Source organism: Rhodococcus sp. IEGM 1372 (assembly GCF_030056835.1).
In the GTDB taxonomy this organism is placed as follows: domain Bacteria; phylum Actinomycetota; class Actinomycetes; order Mycobacteriales; family Mycobacteriaceae; genus Rhodococcoides.
Genome location: NZ_JASHKS010000003.1, coordinates 404,391 through 420,757 on the forward strand (window position 1 = coordinate 404,391; position 16,367 = coordinate 420,757).

The window sequence follows — 16,367 nt, forward strand, 5'->3', positions numbered from 1 at the left end:
CGCGTGCTCCTCTCGCCTGTGGTTCATTCGTTCCAGGCCGACGCGAGCAGGGCCCGAGTGTCACGGAGCAACTGCGGCATCACCTTCGCACCGCTGATCACGGTGATGAAGTTCGCGTCGCCGCCCCACCGGGGCACGATGTGCTGATGCAGGTGCTCGGCCAGCGATCCGCCCGCGGCAGCACCGAGATTGAGTCCGACATTGAAGCCGTGCGGACGTGACACTCGCTTGATGACGCGAATCATCTGCTGCGTGAATGCCATCAACTCGGCGCTCTCCGCAGGTGTGAGGTCTTCCAGTGCCGCGACGCGGCGGTACGGCACGATCATCGCGTGGCCGGGGTTGTAGGGGTACAGGTTGAGTACCGCGTACACCGATTCGCCTCGTGCGACGACGAGTCCGTCCTCGTCGCTCATCTTGGGAATGTCGGAGAACGGCTCGTTCGACTTCGCCGAGCCCTGCGGAGCCTCGGCGATGTAGGACATCCGGTGCGGTGTCCACAGTCGCTGCAGCCGATCGGGCTCACCGGCCCCGGTGACGACGATCGACTCGTCCTGTTCCGACATGATCAGCTCACTCCTGCGGGGTCGGTCTGCACGAGCTCGGCGGTCGGTGATGCGTTGTTGCGCTGAGAGATCCAGTCGGTCACGACCGTGATCGCCTGCGCCACCGGGACGCCGTTGACCTGGGTGCCGTCCCGGAATCGGAAGCTCACGGCTCCGGCTTCGACGTCGCGTTCGCCGGCGAGAAGCATGAAGGGGACCTTCTGCGCCGTCTGGTTGAAGATCTTCTTCTGCATCCGGTCGTCGCTGGCATCGACCTCGGCGCGCACTCCCCGCTTCTTCAGCTCGTTCACGACCGCGAACAAGTGATCCTGGTAGACCTCGGCAACCGGGATACCGACGACCTGGACCGGTGCGAGCCAGGCCGGGAACGCGCCTGCGTAATGCTCGGTGAGCACCCCGAAGAAGCGCTCGATGGAACCGAACAGAGCCCGGTGAATCATCACCGGGCGTTCCTTGGTTCCGCCCGAGCCGGTGTATTCGAGCTCGAAGCGCTCGGGCAGGTTGAAGTCGAGCTGAATGGTCGACATCTGCCAGGTACGCCCCAGCGCATCCTTGGCCTGCACCGAGATCTTCGGTCCGTAGAACGCGGCACCACCCGGATCGGGCACCAGGTTCAGGCCCGACGCCGCCGCCACCTCGGCGAGGGTGTTGGTTGCCTCTTCCCAGACCTCGTCGCTGCCGACCGACTTCTCCGGGTTGCGAGTGGAGAGTTCGAGGTAGAAATCGTCGAGGCCGTAGTCCTTGAGCAGCCCGAGCACGAATTCGAGGGTGCTGGTGAGCTCGCCGCGCATCTGCTCGCGGGTGCAGAAGATGTGCGCGTCGTCCTGGGTCATGCCGCGCACACGGGTGAGACCGTGGATGACGCCGGACTTCTCGTAGCGGTAGACCGAGCCGAACTCGAACAAACGCAACGGCAGTTCTCGGTACGAGCGGCCGCGGGAACGGAAGATCAGGTTGTGCATCGGGCAGTTCATCGGCTTGAGGTAGTAGTCCTGGCCGGGCTTGCGCACGTCACCGTTCTCGTCGAGCTCGGCGTCCAGGTGCATCGCCGGGAACATGCCGTCCCGGTACCAGTCGAGGTGACCCGAGACCTCGTAGAGATGGCCCTTGGTGATGTGCGGGGTGTTGACGAACTCGTAGCCCTCTTCGATGTGCCGCTGCCGCGAGTAGTTCTCCAGCTCGTTCCGGATGATGCCACCCTTGGGGTGGAACACCGGCAGACCGGAGCCCAGTTCGTCGGGAAAGCTGAACAGGTCCAGCTCGGAGCCGAGCTTGCGGTGATCGCGACGCTCCGCCTCGGCCAGCAGTTCGAGATGCGCGTCGAGCGCTTCGGTGGATTCCCACGCAGTTCCGTAGATGCGCTGCAGTCCGGCGTTGTCCTGATTGCCGCGCCAGTACGCAGCCGAACTACGGGTGAGCTTGAACGCGGGCACGTACTTGGTGGTGGGGATGTGCGGTCCGCGGCACAGATCGCCCCAGATCCGCTCGCCGGTCCGGGGATTGAGGTTGTCGTAGGCGGTCAGCTCTCCCCCACCGACCTCCATGACCTCGGGATCGTCGATGCCGGACTTGTCGTCGATCAGCTCGAGCTTGTACGGCTCGCCGGCCAACTCCTCGCGGGCCTGCTCCACCGACTCGTACACCCGACGCGAAAAGCGCTGTCCGGCTTTGACGATCTGCTTCATCTTCTTCTCGAGTGCCGTCAGATCCTCGGGAGTGAACGGCTGCTTCACGTCGAAGTCGTAATAGAAGCCGTCCTTGATGAACGGTCCGATGCCCAGCTTGGCGTCGGGAAAAAGCTCTTGAACGGCCTGCGCCAACACGTGCGCGGCCGAATGCCTGATGACGCTTCGTCCGTCCTCGGTGTTCGCCGGAACGGGTTCGACCTCGGTGTCGCCCTCCGGTGCCCACGACAGGTCACGGAGCTTGCCGTCGGGATCGCGTACCACGACCACAGCGTCGGGTCCCTTGTTGGGCAGGCCGGTCTCGCGGAGCGCCGTACCTGCCGTGGTTCCGGCCGGCACCATGATGCGGGCGGGCGAAACGGCGGCGACAACGGGCATGCTCACAGCGATGTACTCCTCGATCGGTTCTTCTGGCCAGGAAGGCCTCCGACAGCCTATCGGCAACGGTCCACTCGATTGGCCTCAGCGCGACGGGTGACGTCAGATCGGGCTCTCGAGCCACGTCCACTCGAGTCCGATCCAGCCCCCGACCAACGCGAACGTGCCGAGCAGCCACAGCGTTGCCAGCACGACGACCGTGGTGAACAGAACTCCGAGACCCTTGACGAACATCGATTGCTTCGAGAACCACGCCATGAACGCGTCGTATCTCTTGCGGACGAACCGCAGCGCACTCTTGGCCCAGGCGAATTCCGACGCCAGGATGCCCAGGCCGGCAAACACGATCAACCAGCCGGGCCCCGGGTAGGGAATGGCGAGTACACCCAGCACCAACACCACTGTTCCGACGACACCGACCGTGATTCGGTACGCGAGATCGAGGGACTTGTTCTCGGCGATGCGCGCCCGGAAGCGACGGTGGTTCACCTTTGCTGTGTCCATCGGACCCTGGTCGGCGACGGCCTGCGGCTTCGATTCTTCGGTGCTCACCGGCTCAGGTTACCGGCCTCGAACGCAAGAAGGCCCGCACCGACGGGCGGTGCGGGCCTTCTTTTCTGTGGTCCCGGCTGGGATCGAACCAGCGACCTTCCGCGTGTGAAGCGGACGCTCTCCCACTGAGCCACGGGACCGAACGAGGCAAAACATTAACACGAGGTGCCGCGACGAACCGAATCGCCTGCCCGATCACCGAATTCGTCCACGGACTGCCTCCGCAGGGCTCCCATCGCCTCTGCTTTCACATCTTTCACAGCGCCGATCGTTCGAATTCCGGGGCTGACCACGAGATTTGTGAGTTTCACTCCCGTTGGGTTAATGTTTTCCCCGCACCACGGAGACAACAACTGCCCAGCAGTGAGCGCCTCCGGGGTATGCGGATGTGGCGCAGTGGTAGCGCATCACCTTGCCAAGGTGAGGGTCGCGGGTTCGAATCCCGTCATCCGCTCGAGGGTCTCGACCCATGGTGGAGTGGCCGAGTGGTGAGGCAACGGCCTGCAAAGCCGTGCACACGGGTTCGATTCCCGTCTCCACCTCGCTAGTGCATCGGTCGCAAGACCGTTGCGAGGACACGCGCGATTAGCTCAGCGGGAGAGCGCTTCCCTGACACGGAAGAGGTCACTGGTTCAATCCCAGTATCGCGCACCACAGCAAGACAAATCAGGCCCCCTTTCGAGGGGGTCTTTTTTGTGCTTCACGAATCAATTGTGGTGATTCGCGCCATAGAAGTGCACAGTGGAGACGACGCACACACTTCGATGGAAGGACACACACGTGTCGGACGATGCTCAGAGCGAACCCACAGTCGACGACGCCACCCTGGAGGAGGCGAAGAAGTCCGTGGAGGGCCTCGACGATCGCTATCGACCCGGTGCCCGGCCCACCGTCGCACTGCCGGGAACCAACGGCACCGTCGCCGGGACCGCCTTCGCGGACATGGTCGACGACAACGGCGAGATGGTGGACGCCGATGACCGGGAGTCCACCGACTCCGACGGCTCAGACGGCTCTGCTGACACCGATCACGCCGACACCCAGGAAAAGGTAACGTCCTCGAACGATGCCTGAACTCGATGGTCCCGACGCCCCCGCCGACATCGATCTCGGCGGGGGCGTCGCATTTCTGCACACACCCTCCATACCGTCACGAGGCGGCCTCGCTCTCACGCACGGTGCGGGCGGCAACTGCGAGTCGCCGCTGCTGCAGCGCATCGCGTCGGCATGGGCGGCAGCCGGATTCACGGTCCTGCGTTTCGACCTTCCGTTTCGAGTACGCAAACCCAAGGGGCCGCCGCACCCGTCGAGGGCGGCCGAGGATCGGCTCGGAATCGCGTCGGCCGTCGACCGCCTCCGCGCCGAGACCTCTGGATTCATCGCATTCGGTGGGCATTCCTACGGTGGCAGGCAGGGCTCGATGATCGCGGCCGAGCGACCGGGTCTCGTCGACGGACTCGTCCTGACCTCCTATCCCCTACACCCGCCGGGCAAGCCGGACAAGGCTCGTACACAACACCTTCCCGAACTTCGAACACCGACGGTGGTGGTGCACGGCACGAAGGATCCTTTCGGCACCACGACCGAATTGAGCGCTGCGCTCGCGCTCGTGCCGGCCCCCACCGAGCTCGTCGACATCGAGGGCGCGGGCCACGATCTTGCTCCGATGAAGTACGACGCAGCGACGAAAACCCTTGCCGGAGCCGCCTCGCTGTTCGGTGCCCCGACGTCCGATTCGTCGGTTGTCGTCCCGCTCTTCGACCCGTCGCGCTGAAGTGGTCTACTAAGGCATGCCGACCTGGGGATGGTTCATCGTGGCGTTGGTCCTCGTCGATGCTGCAGTGCTCGCGGCGTGGCTGTTGGCCCGCAAGAAGCCAGGCTCGTCCCCGGAGACCTCGCGCAACATCAGGCTCATCGGTCTCGACGAGAGCGCCCGCGCAGACATTCATTCGCTACTGGCCGCGAACAAGAAGGTTCAGGCCATCAAGGTCTTTCGTGAACGAACGGGTGCCGGACTCGCCGACGCGAAGAGCGCGATCGAGAGCGTCCAACGCGGCGAGCCGTTTCCGTCCTCCGCCACCATCGTCGACGCCGCACAATCCGGTCCGACACCCTGGGACGATCTGATCCCGCGATTGCAGTCACTGAAATCCGAGGGTAAAGCGATCTCTGCCATCAAACTGCTGCGCGACCGAACCGGGCTGTCGTTGCGCGATGCCAAGAACGCGGTCGATCTGCTGTGACCGTGCGCGTGGCAGCACGTGCCGATGCACGTCGCGTCGCCGAAGTGGCCGCGTCGACCTTTCCCCTCGCCTGCCCGCCGGGAACCCGGCCCGAGGACATCGAGCAGTTCGTCTCGAACGTGTTGTCGGCCGAGCACTTCGAGAACTACATCGCCGACGCAACCAGAACGGTGCTGATCGACGAGACAGCCGATGCCGACGTCGTGGGCTACGCGATGCTCGTATCCGGGCCGCCTGCGGACCCCGGAATTCGCGCGACACTCTCGCCCGAGCCCACCATGGAAGTCAGCAAGCTCTACGTGCAGCCGACCCAGCACGGCAGCGGGGCCGCGGGGCGATTGATGTCGTCGTCACTCGACCATGCACGCCACTCCGGTTGTGCGACAGCATGGTTGGGCGTCAACCAGCAGAACGTGCGGGCGCAGAAGTTCTACGCCAAACACGGATTCGAGATCGTGGGCACCAAGACGTTCGTCGTCGGCGTCCAGACGCACGACGATTACGTCATGCAGGTGAGGCTGTGACGACCGCTCAGCCGACTGCAGCGAAACGAGACAGTGCCAGCAGACGCGAGGTGGCGCGCAGGTACTTCTTGCGGTAACCGCCGGCCAGCATCTCCTCGGTGAAGATCTCGTCGAGCTTGCCGCCCGAGGCCGTCACCGGGATGCCCGCGTCGTACAGGCGGTCGGCGAGGACCACCAGGCGCAGAGCGATGGCCTGATCCGATGCCGGGTGCACGTTCTTCAGGAACACTGCCGGAATGCCGTCGAGCAACTTGCCGTAGCGGGAGGGGTGCAACGTGCTCAGATGCGCCAGCAGCTCGTCGAAATCGTCCAGGGTTGCACCCTCGACGGTATCGGCGCGGTCGATCAGCTCGGACTCCGAGGTGGGCTCGGGAGCCGGAGGTAGATCGCGGTGGCGGTAGTCGGGACCGTCGACCCGGATGGACTCGAAGATGGAGCCGAGTTTCTTGATCTCCCGCATGAAGTCCTCGGCGGCGAAGCGCCCCTCACCGAGCTGCCCGGGCAGGGTGTTGGACGTCGCGACGATGGATACCCCGCGCTGCGAGAGCTCGGAGAGCAACCGCGAGACCAACATCGTGTCGCCGGGATCGTCGAGCTCGAACTCGTCGATGCACAGCACGCTGTGGCTCGAGAGTTCCTCGAGTGCCTTGTTGAAGCCGAGAGCACCGACCACGTGGGTGAGTTCGACGAACGTGCCGAACGCCTTGGGCTCGGGAACGCTGTGATAGATCGAGGCGAGCAAGTGAGTCTTGCCGACACCGAAGCCGCCGTCGAGGTACAGGCCTGCACCGATGGCCGGGGTCTTCTTACCGAAGAGACCGCGCTTGCCCTTGCCGCGGATCTTCTGCACCTTGCTCGCGAACTCCTCGGCCTTCGCAACCGCAGCAGCCTGCGTCGGCTCCTTGGGGTCGGGAATGTACGACGAGAAACTGACGTCGTCGAACATCGCCGGCGGGACCATCTGCGCGATCAGCTGATCGGATGGAACCACGGGATTTCGGTCGACAAGGCGTGCGGGCATTTGCCGAGCGTAACGACGTGGTCTGATCTCTCTCATGCAGCTTCTCCATATTGGGACCTACTTCACATCGGAGCAGGCACCCGAGTCCGTGCCCAGCGTCGGATCGACACTCGACGACGATGCCGTCCGCGCCCTGCACGCGTATCCCACCGACGTGGACCGACCGTGGATTCGCACGAACTTCGTCGCCAGCATCGACGGATCGGTGACCGCGAACGGTAAGTCGGCGGGCCTGGGAACCCCCGCCGACGCCCGCCTGTTCGGCATCCTGCGAGAACTGTGCGACGCCGTCCTGGTCGGTGCCGGAACCGCGCGCGCCGAGAACTACGGCGGCGTCTCGCTGTCCACCGAAGCGAAGGCACGTCGAGTAGCGGCCGGGCTGGCACCGGTTCCGACGATCGTCGTGGTCACCGCCTCCGGTTCGATCGACGCGGACTCTCGATTGATCACCGACACCGAAGTGCAGCCGGTGGTGCTGACCTCGGCGGCGGCGGACGGCTCGAAGGTGGCCGCGCTTCGGGCAGCAGGAGCGACGGTGATCGAGGTGACCGGCGAATCGGTCTCGACCGGCGACATCGTCGCGACACTGAGCGACCTCGGATTTCGCCGCATCCTGTGCGAGGGCGGACCGGGACTGTTCGGACAGCTCGTGTCCGACGGGGCGGCGGACGATCTGTGTCTGACGATCTCGCCAATGCTGGTCGCCGGCGAGGCGGGTCGTATCGCCCACGCATCCGACGCCGCCGACGCGCCGATGCACCGGGTACACGTTCTGGGCGATGCCGACGGAACGCTGCTCACGCGCTGGGTGCGTCGGCCATGAGCAGTGCGCGGCCCGGCATCGATCGAAAAGTCGATAGCCTCGCACGGTGACGCAGAAATCAACGTTGCTCGCCGCGGTCCTCGTCCTCGCCACGATGTGCGCGGCCTGTGGTGCCGGCCCGTCGATCCGACCCGACGTCGCGGTGGAACAACGCTCACCCGGTCAGCCCGCCGAGTCCTCGGCAGAAGCGCCACCGGAACCGGTCGCACTTGCCGTTCCGGCCACCGATCTCGCCTGGGCCGACTGCACCGCAGCCACACTCGGGACGTTCGGGCTCACCGCCACCACTCCCGGCCTGACACTCGAATGCGCAGAATACGAAGCCGACGTCGATGCGAGTGGACAGATGTTCGGCACCTTCGCCGTCGGTGCATTGCGTGCCCGCCTCGATCGGACGCCGGCCGATGCGGGCCCGCTGGTGTTCACCTCCGGCTCCGATCGGTCCTCGACGGCCACGTTGGCCACGATGGCCGCCGGTCCGCTCGCGACGCTGCTCGAGGCTCATCCCATCGTCGCGGTGGATCGACGCGGCATCGGCCGATCCACTGCCGTGGACTGCATCGACGCAGAGACAAAAACGGAGGTCGACGCGCTGGGGCAGTTCACCAGGTCCGATGCCGACACGGTCGACCGCGCCGTCGACGCCGGTCGTGACGCCACGATCGAGTGCACCGACACGTTGCAACCGCAGGAACTCGCGTTCGGAACCACCTACGCGGCGGACGATCTGGACCGCCTGCGGCAACTCTGGGGTGTGGAACAGATAGGCCTGATCGGATCGGGCAACGGCGCGCTCACCGCGTTGGCCTACGCAGCGAAGTTTCCGGCCAACATCTCGCGTCTGATCCTCGATTCACCGACCGGAGTCGGCGCCGACCAGATCACGTTGGCCGAGCAACGGACACAGGGCAAGGAAGCAGCCTTCGCGGCGTTCGCGCAGCGATGCGTCGCGCTGAACTGCTCCCTCGGCAGCGATCCGACGGCGGCCGTCGCCCAGCTGCTCCTACGCGCCGCCGGTGGCGAATTCTCGCCGCTGTCCACGCACGAGATTCTCGACGGCATCACCTTCGCCCTGGCATCCACCGCAGGCGACGCGTCGTCCCGCGCCACCGGGCTCTCCACCGCCCTGTCCTCGGCCGCCGGGTCCGACACCACCGCGCTGGCCGCGCTCGCCGAGCGGGGTCGGAACGCCTACGGCACCGACGGTCAGTTCGTGTCCCGGTGCACGGACGGCCAACAGTGGCCGTCGCCGCAGGGCGTTCGCGACCTGTCGTCGCAGTGGACCGACCGCTATCCGATCTACGGCACCGACGCTGCCCTGACGGCTCTACTGTGCTCGTCCTGGCCGACTGCGCCGTCGACTCCGCTGCCCACCTCCCTGGACGTCCCGGTGTTGGTGCTGGCCAACGCAGGCGATCCGATCGTCGGCAACGGCGGGCTGTCCTCGGTCACCGGGTTGGTCGGGGCAACCGGTGCGGCCGTCGCCTCGGCCGCGTGGCAGGGCAGCGGGCATCCGAGTCTGGGCGGATCTCAGTGTCTGCAGGGCGCCGCGGTGAACTACGCACGCGACACCGCGCTTCCGACCGACGGCACCGTCTGCCCCGCCTGAGTCGGGTACGCATCGCGGGGTGTCCTTCGCCGGTGCGGTGACCGCCTCGGGTACCGTTCCCGGGTGTCACTTAGCTTTCTGGAGCCGCGGTCAGGGCGGACGACCGCCGAGGTAATCAAGTACGCCCTGTGGCCGATCGCCATCATGACCGTCATCCAGCGCGTGGTGATCAAAGCCGTCAACGGAGACATCACCAACGATTTCAACCCGGTGTACAGCGCCGCCTTGGCATTCCTCAACCGCCAGCCGGTGTACACGGCGAACTTCGACTCGGTCGATCCGCACTACCTGTATCAACCGAGCGCGACGATGCTGCTCTCCCCCATCGCCGTCATCGACCCCGAGCGATCCCGCTGGCTGTTCATCATCGCCAGTACGGTCGCGATACTGCTGGCCCTGTACATCTTGTTGCGCATCTTCGGATTCCGGCTCGATTCGGTCGCGGCCCCCGCGCTGCTGCTGGCCGCCTTCGTCAGCGAAACAGTGACCAACACGTTGGTGTTCACCAACTTCAACGGCTTCGTACTCCTCGGCGAGGTTGCTTTCCTCGGGTTCCTCCTCCAGCGCAAGGACCTGTCGGCCGGTGTCGCCATGGGGCTGACTCTGGCGATCAAGCCGATGCTCGCCCCGCTGCTGTTGCTGCCGCTGATGACGCGTCAATGGAAGGTCTTCATCACCTCGATCGCCATCCCCGTCGTGATGATGGCCATCGCCTGGCCGCTGTCGGTGGATCCGATGAACTTCATCGACCGGACACTGCCGTATCTGCTGCAGACCCGCGACTACTTCAACAGCGCCGTCGTCGGTAACGGCCGGTACTACGGTGTTCCCGAACTCCTCACCCTCGGAATCCGAGCGGTTCTGGGAATCATGGTTCTGATCTCACTGTGGCTGCTCTACCGATACTGCCGCGAGGACCGTCTGTTCTTCTTCGCGACCACCTCGGGCTTGATCCTCACCGCACACTGGTTGTTGGGCTCGCTGGGTCAGATGTACTACTCCATGATGCTGTTCCCGCTGCTGATGACCGTCGTGCTGAAGAACTCGCTGCTGCGCAACTGGCCCGCCTGGCTCGCGATCTACGGGTTCATGAACTACGACCGATGGCTGTCGGGGCGCTGGATCGAAACCGGGCGCGCCTTGGACTACCTGCGCACCACTTTCGGTTGGGCCCTGCTCATCGTCGTCATCTTCGGCGTGCTCGTCGGACGCTATTTCGCCGCCCGAAGCGAAGGACGACTCGACGACGGAATCGAACCGAGCTACCTGCTGCCGAGCGCTCCACCTGCGAAAACGGCATAGCCCGACAAATCGTATTAGCGTGTGAGCATGAGTTCAGCTACCGACAACAATTCTGCCCCTCCCGTCCAGCTCACCGACGCACAGTGGCGCGAGAAGCTGACCCCCGAGGAGTATGCGGTGCTGCGGCAGGCAGGCACCGAACGCCCCGGCGTAGGCGAATACACCGACACCACCACCGAAGGTATCTACGAGTGCCGCGCCTGCGGAGCCGAATTGTTCCGCAGCACCGAGAAGTTCGAGTCCCACTGCGGCTGGCCGTCCTTCTTCGACCCGGCCGACAGCGACGCCGTCATCCTGAAGGAAGACACCACGCTGGGAATGCGCCGCATCGAGGTCGTCTGCCGCAGCTGCCACAGCCACCTCGGGCACGTCTTCGAGGGCGAGGGTTACCCCACCCCGACCGATCAGCGGTACTGCATCAACTCGATCTCGTTGACGCTCAAGCCCGCATCCTGATCGGACAGGACACTCGGATGTCGCCGCGCTGAACGCGCCACGAGCTACAGATTCGTCGAAATGGAGCCCAGACCGGTAAATTTACCTTTGATTACCTATGCATAAGGTAAATTTGCTGTCATGGCCACTTCGATCAAGACATTCTGGTGGCGTCAGGTAAAACTCACCGGCGTCAGACCCAATTTCGGCGACGAATTGACGCCCGAACTGGTGAAATCACTGTTCGGGCAGAAATGTTCCTGGCGTCGTGCGAAGCGAAGCGACATGATCGGGGCAGGTTCCACTCTCGAAATGGTCCAGCTCATGCAGGCGCGGAAGGATCTCAAGGTCTGGGGTTCGGGATTCATGCTCAGCGAGACTGCCCACGAAAAAGACTTCAGCTACCCCGACTTCGACTTCTACGCTGTGCGCGGGCATCTGTCATCGAATCGCATCAAGTCCGAGCGCAAGGTCGCGGTCGGGGACCCCGGGCTGTTGGCGAACAGGGTCTATTCACGCTCCCCGCGGGTACCTGGTCGAATCGGTCTCGTCTACCACTGGGTGCACAAGAAGGATCCCGTAGTGCTCGCGCTTGCGCGAGAAAAGAACGTGACGTTGATCGACCCGTCCCGAAAGCCGGCCAAGGTCATCGCCGACATCACCGCATGCGACTTCGTGATGTCCACGAGTCTGCATGGCTTGATCGTCGCTGACTCCTTCGGCATCCCCAACGCGTGGATAGAGCTGACGCAGGATATCGGCGGCAACGGATACAAATTCGACGACTACTACTCCGTTTTCGACCGAGAAGCAGTTCAGCATTCGTCGGACCTCGCGCGCGATCACGACAAGATCGCGCAGCTTCGCAGCGAATATCGACCGGTCCCGAATCTGACGGAAATCCAGGACAATCTGATCGCCGCTTTTCCGTTCGCGCCGCGCTGTACGGCCTGAATTCAGCAGACCGACAACGAAGCCGAACATCGCGCGCCGCGCTCGTTCACCGTCGAGCGTCCTATTACGACGGTGCATACTGTGAGTATGCGCACTTTCACTTCACCAGAGCAGATCAAAGCGGCCGTGGGGGAAGACCTCGGCACCAGTGACTGGCTGCAGATCACCCAGGAACGCGTCAACACCTTCGCCGACGCCACGGGCGATCACCAGTGGATCCACGTCGACGTCGAGCGGGCGAAGAAGGAAAGCCCGTTCGGCGCACCCATCGCCCACGGATTTCTGAGCCTGTCCCTGGTATCGATGCTCAACTGGCAGATCTACACCATCGAGAACACCAAGCTCGGAATCAACTACGGCTCCAACAAGGTTCGCTTCATCAACCCGGTGAAGGTGGGTGCTCACGTGCGCCTGCAGACCACCCTCGTCTCCGTCGAAGAGGTATCGGGCGGGGCGCTACAAATGGTGACGGCAGGAACGTTGCAGATCGAGGGCGAGGACAAGCCGGCACTGGTCGCCGAGATCATCTCTCGGGTCGTGTTCTGAACTCGGACCGAGCAGGTGGATCGAACGCGGTGATCGGCGGCAACGGCTTGTCGTAGCGTTCGATCTCCACCAGCACGTGCTGGCCGGTGCAGCCGCGCGCGAGCGCCGACGAGCCCTCGTCCGCGGTGAGCACGTTCACGCTGCCGTGCACGCACATCGAATCGGGATCTGCCGGATCGAGCGGGTCGTACCAGGCCCCAGTGGACAACTGCACGACGATTCCAGCATGGCGTCGTCGACAACCACACCGGCCAAGCACGAGCCGCGGTCGTTGAACACCCGTACGACATCGCCGTCCGACACTCCCCTGGCCCCGGCCGCCGACGAGTGCATTCGTATCGGCTCTCTACCCTCGATCTTCGAGTTACGGCTCACCGCGCCGTGATCGAGCTGACTGTGCAGCCTGGTGCGCGGCTGGTTGGCGATCAGGTGCAACGGAAACTGCTGGGCGCGTGGTCCACCGAGCCATTCCTGCGGCTCGAACCACATCGGATGCCCACGGCAGTCCTCGTAGTCGAACCCAGCCACGGTCGCCGAGAAGATCTCGATCTTTCCACTGGGGGTGCGCAGCGCGTTGCCCACCGGGTCGCGTCGAAAATCCTCGAAGAACGTCAGATCGTCCTCGGTCTTCATCCGAAACGAACCCTCGCGACGGAAATTGTCGTACTCCGGAGTATCGACGCCCCCGGCGCGTAGATATCCGCGCCACTGCTCGTACAGATGCTCGAGCCACTGCTGCGAGCTACGCCCCTCGGTGAACTGTCGACCCGCACCGAGTTTCGTCGCCAACTCCGCGAACGTGTCGTAGTCGTCGCGGGAGTCCGCGTACCGCGGGGCGGCCGGCTCCATCGCGACGAGCAAGGGATCGTTGCGTGTGCAGCTCAGATCCGATCGTTCCAACGACGTCGTCGACGGGACCACGATGTCGGCGTGCTTGGCCATCGGTGTCCAATACGGGTCGTGCACAACGACGGTGTCGGGCCTACCGAGAGCGCGACGCAGCCGTCCCAGATCCTGATGGTGGTGGAACGGATTTCCGCCGGCCCAGTAGACGATCTTGATATCGGGGTAGGTCAATCGTCTACCGTCGTAGTCGAATTCGGCACCGGGATTCAGCAGCATGTCCGAGACCGCGGCGACCGGAATCAGGTCGGGAACGGGATTGACACCTTGCGGCAAGGTCGGCAACGGATACGGAACCGGTGCCAGACCCGGCTCGTTCATCGACCCGTAGCCGTGCCCGAATCCCCCACCCGGAACACCGATCCGGCCCAGCATCGCCGCGAGTGTCACGCCCATCCACGGGGCCTGCTCACCGTGTCGCGTTCGCTGCAGTGACCAGGTGACCGTCACCATCGTGCGTTTCGACGCCATCTCCCGGGCGAGTTCCGCGATCACGGCGGCCTCGATGCCGCAGATCGCCGACGCCCACTGCGGTGTCTTGGGAATTCCGTCCGTGATGCCGAGCAGATATCGCTCGAACTCGGGGTATCCCTGGCAGTACTTCTCCAGAAACTCTGTGTCGTGGAGCTTTTCGTCGGCGAGCACGTGAGCCAGAGCCAGCATCATCGCCACGTCGGTACCGGGCCGCGGGGCGATCCAGCGCGCGTCGCCGTTCATGTCGTTGCGGAGCGGACTCACAGTGACGATCTGCCCACCGCGGGCGCGCATCGCGTCGAGCGAATCGACGGTCGGATGATCCGACGTACCGCCGTGATTGATGCCGGTGTTCTTCACCGGAACTCCGCCGAACGCCACCAACAACTCGGTGTGGGCGGCGATCACGTTCCAGGAGGTGGAGCGCGAGAACATCTTCCAATGCGCACCGAGGACGTGCGGCATGATGACCCCGGTCGCGCCCAGTGAGTAGCTGTGGACCGATCGCGTGTAACCGCCGATGCAGTTGAGAAAGCGATGCACCTGACTCTGCGCGTGATGGAAGCGTCCGGCACTCGCCCACCCGTACGACCCGCCGTAGATGGCCTTGTTGCCGAATGCGTCGACGACCCTGCGTAATTCGGCTGCCAGCAGATCGGTGAGCTCGTCCCACGAGACGTCGACGAACTCGTCGCTGCCACGGGTGTCGGTCGGCCCCGGCCCGTGCTCGAGCCAGCCCCGGCGCACCGCCGGTGACGTGACACGGGATCGATGAGTCACCGAACCGACGAGGTTGCCCAACACCGGGGAGGGATTGCTGTCCGTCGACTGGGGATGGACTGCAGTGACATCGCGTCCGTCCGACTCGGCGCGGAACATGCCCCAGTGGCCCATGTGCTGGACTCCGGCCACGCCAGTCATCGAACCACTCCGGTCATCGAACCACCCCGGTCATCGAATTCCGAACTCGCGCAGCGCCTTCAATAGTGCATCGGGCCGCTGCGACGTCGGCGCCGGATCGACGAGAGCGAAGTGGCATCCGATCTCTCGTGCCGCACCGTCGGCCTCGTCGCTGTCGCCCACCATCAGCGTCACCGCGGGGTCCACACCCAACGCCGTCAGTGCGTGCCGGAAGATCTCGGGCTGCGGCTTGACGTGACCGACCTCGAACGAGAGCACGAATTCGTCGACGAACCTGTCGAGACCGCGATCGACGAACGCGGGACGGATGTCGAAGGCGATGTTGCTCAGGACGCCGATCCGAATCGATTCGGCAGCAAGCTTTTTCAGCACTCCTTCGGTATCCGGGTACGGCGTCCAAGAATCTGCGTCGATCACGCGACCGTAGACGGATTCTGCGTGCACCGGATCGGTGACACCGGACTGCGCGAGCACATGCAGATAGGCCTGCCGGTGCAGGGCCGGATCGAGGTCTCGGTTTCGCCACGCATGACGCGTCGCATCGTCGAACTCGACCGTCTCCCCCACCGGTGCCGTCATACGGCGCATCAGTTCCGCCGCTCCCGCACCGTCGACGGGGGTGCCGTCGGCGTCGTTGATCCCGTCGAACCACGAGGGGTGCTCCTCGAGCCTGAACAACGTGCCCGAGAAGTCGAACAGAACGGCCTCGATCGCGGGTGCGCCCGTCGTCGTCACGGCAGGGATTCGACGAGCGCGTCCACCTCGACCCGAGGGCCGGTGAAGAACGGGGTCTCCTCGCGTACGTGGCGCCTCGCCTCGGTGGCCCGCAGGTCGCGCATCAGGTCCACGATGCGATCGAGCTCCGGAGCTTCGAAGGCCAGGATCCACTCGTAGTCGCCGAGTGCGAACGACGGCACGGTGTTCGCACGCACGTCCTTGTAGTCGCGTGCGGCCTTGCCGTGATCGGCGAGCATCGTGCGACGCTCGTCGTCGGGCAGCAGGTACCAATCGATCGACCGGACGAACGGGTAGACGCAGATGTACGCGCCCGGATCCTCGCCGGCGATGAAGGCCGGGACATGGCTCTTGTTGAATTCGGCGGGTCGATGCAGCGCGGTGTTGCTCCACACCGGGGTGCTCGCCTTGCCCAGCGCGGTGGTGCGACGGAAATCGGAGTACGTCGCCTGGAGGTCCTCGATGCGCTCGGCGTGCGTCCACACCATGAAGTCGGCGTCGGCGCGCATACCGGCGATGTCGTACACCCCGCGCACCGCGACACCCTTGTCTTCACGACTTTCGAAGAACACCTTCGCCTCTTTGGCGGCCGCGGCCCGATCCTCGCCGAGAACGCCGGGCGTGACCTTGTAGACCGAGAACATCAAGTAGCGAAGAGTCGAGTTGAGCGCTGAGTAATCGAGGCGTGCCATGGCC

General features: G+C 64.4%; 16 protein-coding genes, 4 tRNA genes and 1 pseudogene. 13 read left to right on the forward strand and 8 right to left on the reverse strand.

Translation table 11 applies throughout. The annotated features are described in order from the left end of the window. Nucleotides 1-23 precede the first annotated feature (23 nt). The 4 genes from QM590_RS06320 to QM590_RS06335 all read right to left on the reverse strand — a co-directional run bounded on the left by QM590_RS06320 (nt 24) and on the right by QM590_RS06335 (nt 3,321). Complete coding sequence (locus tag QM590_RS06320; RefSeq protein WP_032397953.1) at nt 24-566, reverse strand: ATP adenylyltransferase; 543 nt, start codon at nt 564-566, stop codon at nt 24-26. Nucleotides 567-568: 2 nt separating this feature from the next. Further along, complete coding sequence (gene thrS / locus QM590_RS06325; protein ID WP_149406036.1) at nt 569-2,629, reverse strand: threonine--tRNA ligase; 2,061 nt, start codon at nt 2,627-2,629, stop codon at nt 569-571. A 102-nt stretch (nt 2,630-2,731) separates the two neighbouring features. Next, complete coding sequence (locus tag QM590_RS06330) at nt 2,732-3,133, reverse strand: TIGR02611 family protein (RefSeq protein ID WP_269594246.1); 402 nt, start codon at nt 3,131-3,133, stop codon at nt 2,732-2,734. 116 nt (nt 3,134-3,249) lie between these two features. Beyond that, nucleotides 3,250-3,321 (reverse strand) — tRNA-Val (locus QM590_RS06335). A 242-nt stretch (nt 3,322-3,563) separates the two neighbouring features. Here QM590_RS06335 and QM590_RS06340 point away from each other — a divergent pair. The 7 genes from QM590_RS06340 to QM590_RS06370 all read left to right on the forward strand — a co-directional run bounded on the left by QM590_RS06340 (nt 3,564) and on the right by QM590_RS06370 (nt 5,948). Next, nucleotides 3,564-3,635, forward strand: a tRNA-Gly gene (locus tag QM590_RS06340). A 17-nt stretch (nt 3,636-3,652) separates the two neighbouring features. After that, nucleotides 3,653-3,723: transfer RNA gene (locus QM590_RS06345), tRNA-Cys, on the forward strand. Nucleotides 3,724-3,760: 37 nt separating this feature from the next. After that, nucleotides 3,761-3,835: transfer RNA gene (locus tag QM590_RS06350), tRNA-Val, on the forward strand. A 126-nt stretch (nt 3,836-3,961) separates the two neighbouring features. After that, the gene (locus tag QM590_RS06355) at nt 3,962-4,255 is read left to right on the forward strand and encodes a hypothetical protein (protein WP_269594199.1); all 294 of its coding nucleotides are present in this window, start codon (nt 3,962-3,964) and stop codon (nt 4,253-4,255) included. Continuing rightward, complete coding sequence (locus QM590_RS06360; RefSeq protein WP_269594201.1) at nt 4,248-4,955, forward strand: alpha/beta hydrolase family protein; 708 nt, start codon at nt 4,248-4,250, stop codon at nt 4,953-4,955. The genes QM590_RS06355 and QM590_RS06360 overlap by 8 nt, the downstream gene beginning before the upstream one ends. A 16-nt stretch (nt 4,956-4,971) precedes the next feature. Further along, nucleotides 4,972-5,424 (forward strand): hypothetical protein, encoded by a 453-nt coding sequence (locus QM590_RS06365; RefSeq protein ID WP_269594202.1) that lies wholly within the window; start codon nt 4,972-4,974, stop codon nt 5,422-5,424. After that, a complete protein-coding gene (locus tag QM590_RS06370; protein ID WP_283278995.1) occupies nt 5,421-5,948 on the forward strand; it encodes a GNAT family N-acetyltransferase in 528 nt (175 codons plus the stop codon). Before QM590_RS06365 ends, QM590_RS06370 begins: the two co-directional genes overlap by 4 nt. Nucleotides 5,949-5,955: 7 nt before the next feature. On the opposite strand, the gene zapE is transcribed toward QM590_RS06370, so the two are convergent. Beyond that, complete coding sequence (zapE, locus tag QM590_RS06375; protein WP_094641984.1) at nt 5,956-6,969, reverse strand: cell division protein ZapE; 1,014 nt, start codon at nt 6,967-6,969, stop codon at nt 5,956-5,958. 34 nt (nt 6,970-7,003) lie between these two features. Here zapE and QM590_RS06380 point away from each other — a divergent pair, with 34 nt between their 5' ends. The 6 genes from QM590_RS06380 (at nt 7,004) to QM590_RS06405 (ending at nt 12,638) form a co-directional block, all read left to right on the forward strand. Further along, nucleotides 7,004-7,792, forward strand: a complete 789-nt coding sequence (locus tag QM590_RS06380; RefSeq protein ID WP_269594204.1) for a pyrimidine reductase family protein — start codon at nt 7,004-7,006, stop codon at nt 7,790-7,792. A gap of 46 nt (nt 7,793-7,838) precedes the next feature. Continuing rightward, nucleotides 7,839-9,401, forward strand: coding sequence for an alpha/beta hydrolase (locus QM590_RS06385; protein ID WP_269594205.1), 1,563 nt, complete (start codon nt 7,839-7,841; stop codon nt 9,399-9,401). 63 nt (nt 9,402-9,464) lie between these two features. Then, nucleotides 9,465-10,703, forward strand: a complete 1,239-nt coding sequence (locus QM590_RS06390; RefSeq protein WP_068050607.1) for a glycosyltransferase family 87 protein — start codon at nt 9,465-9,467, stop codon at nt 10,701-10,703. Between the two features lie 27 nt (nt 10,704-10,730). Continuing rightward, nucleotides 10,731-11,159, forward strand: coding sequence for a peptide-methionine (R)-S-oxide reductase MsrB (msrB, locus tag QM590_RS06395; protein WP_269594206.1), 429 nt, complete (start codon nt 10,731-10,733; stop codon nt 11,157-11,159). Nucleotides 11,160-11,279: 120 nt separating this feature from the next. Beyond that, a complete protein-coding gene (locus QM590_RS06400; protein WP_269594207.1) occupies nt 11,280-12,092 on the forward strand; it encodes a polysaccharide pyruvyl transferase family protein in 813 nt (270 codons plus the stop codon). A gap of 87 nt (nt 12,093-12,179) precedes the next feature. After that, nucleotides 12,180-12,638, forward strand: a complete 459-nt coding sequence (locus QM590_RS06405) for a MaoC family dehydratase (RefSeq protein ID WP_045195371.1) — start codon at nt 12,180-12,182, stop codon at nt 12,636-12,638. Here the strand turns inward: QM590_RS06405 and QM590_RS06410 are convergent. The 3 genes and pseudogenes from QM590_RS06410 to hemQ form a co-directional block, all read right to left on the reverse strand. Beyond that, nucleotides 12,616-14,909: pseudogene (locus QM590_RS06410) on the reverse strand (molybdopterin-dependent oxidoreductase). The gene QM590_RS06405 and the pseudogene QM590_RS06410 overlap by 23 nt on opposite strands. A gap of 57 nt (nt 14,910-14,966) precedes the next feature. Then, the gene (locus QM590_RS06415) at nt 14,967-15,671 is read right to left on the reverse strand and encodes an HAD family hydrolase (protein WP_269594208.1); all 705 of its coding nucleotides are present in this window, start codon (nt 15,669-15,671) and stop codon (nt 14,967-14,969) included. Beyond that, a complete protein-coding gene (gene hemQ, locus QM590_RS06420; RefSeq protein ID WP_068050615.1) occupies nt 15,668-16,363 on the reverse strand; it encodes a hydrogen peroxide-dependent heme synthase in 696 nt (231 codons plus the stop codon). The genes QM590_RS06415 and hemQ overlap by 4 nt, the downstream gene beginning before the upstream one ends. Nucleotides 16,364-16,367 lie beyond the last annotated feature (4 nt).

Coding starts and splice junctions, on each gene's coding strand:
- QM590_RS06380 (WP_269594204.1), top strand. CDS start 7,004: ATGCAGCTTCTCCATATTGGGACCTACTTCACATCGGAGCAGGCACCC.
- QM590_RS06360 (WP_269594201.1), top strand. CDS start 4,248: ATGCCTGAACTCGATGGTCCCGACGCCCCCGCCGACATCGATCTCGGC.
- QM590_RS06365 (WP_269594202.1), top strand. CDS start 4,972: ATGCCGACCTGGGGATGGTTCATCGTGGCGTTGGTCCTCGTCGATGCT.
- hemQ (WP_068050615.1), bottom strand. CDS start 16,363: ATGGCACGCCTCGATTACTCAGCGCTCAACTCGACTCTTCGCTACTTG.
- zapE (WP_094641984.1), bottom strand. CDS start 6,969: ATGCCCGCACGCCTTGTCGACCGAAATCCCGTGGTTCCATCCGATCAG.
- QM590_RS06330 (WP_269594246.1), bottom strand. CDS start 3,133: ATGGACACAGCAAAGGTGAACCACCGTCGCTTCCGGGCGCGCATCGCC.
- QM590_RS06405 (WP_045195371.1), top strand. CDS start 12,180: ATGCGCACTTTCACTTCACCAGAGCAGATCAAAGCGGCCGTGGGGGAA.
- thrS (WP_149406036.1), bottom strand. CDS start 2,629: ATGCCCGTTGTCGCCGCCGTTTCGCCCGCCCGCATCATGGTGCCGGCC.
- QM590_RS06320 (WP_032397953.1), bottom strand. CDS start 566: ATGTCGGAACAGGACGAGTCGATCGTCGTCACCGGGGCCGGTGAGCCC.
- QM590_RS06400 (WP_269594207.1), top strand. CDS start 11,280: ATGGCCACTTCGATCAAGACATTCTGGTGGCGTCAGGTAAAACTCACC.
- msrB (WP_269594206.1), top strand. CDS start 10,731: ATGAGTTCAGCTACCGACAACAATTCTGCCCCTCCCGTCCAGCTCACC.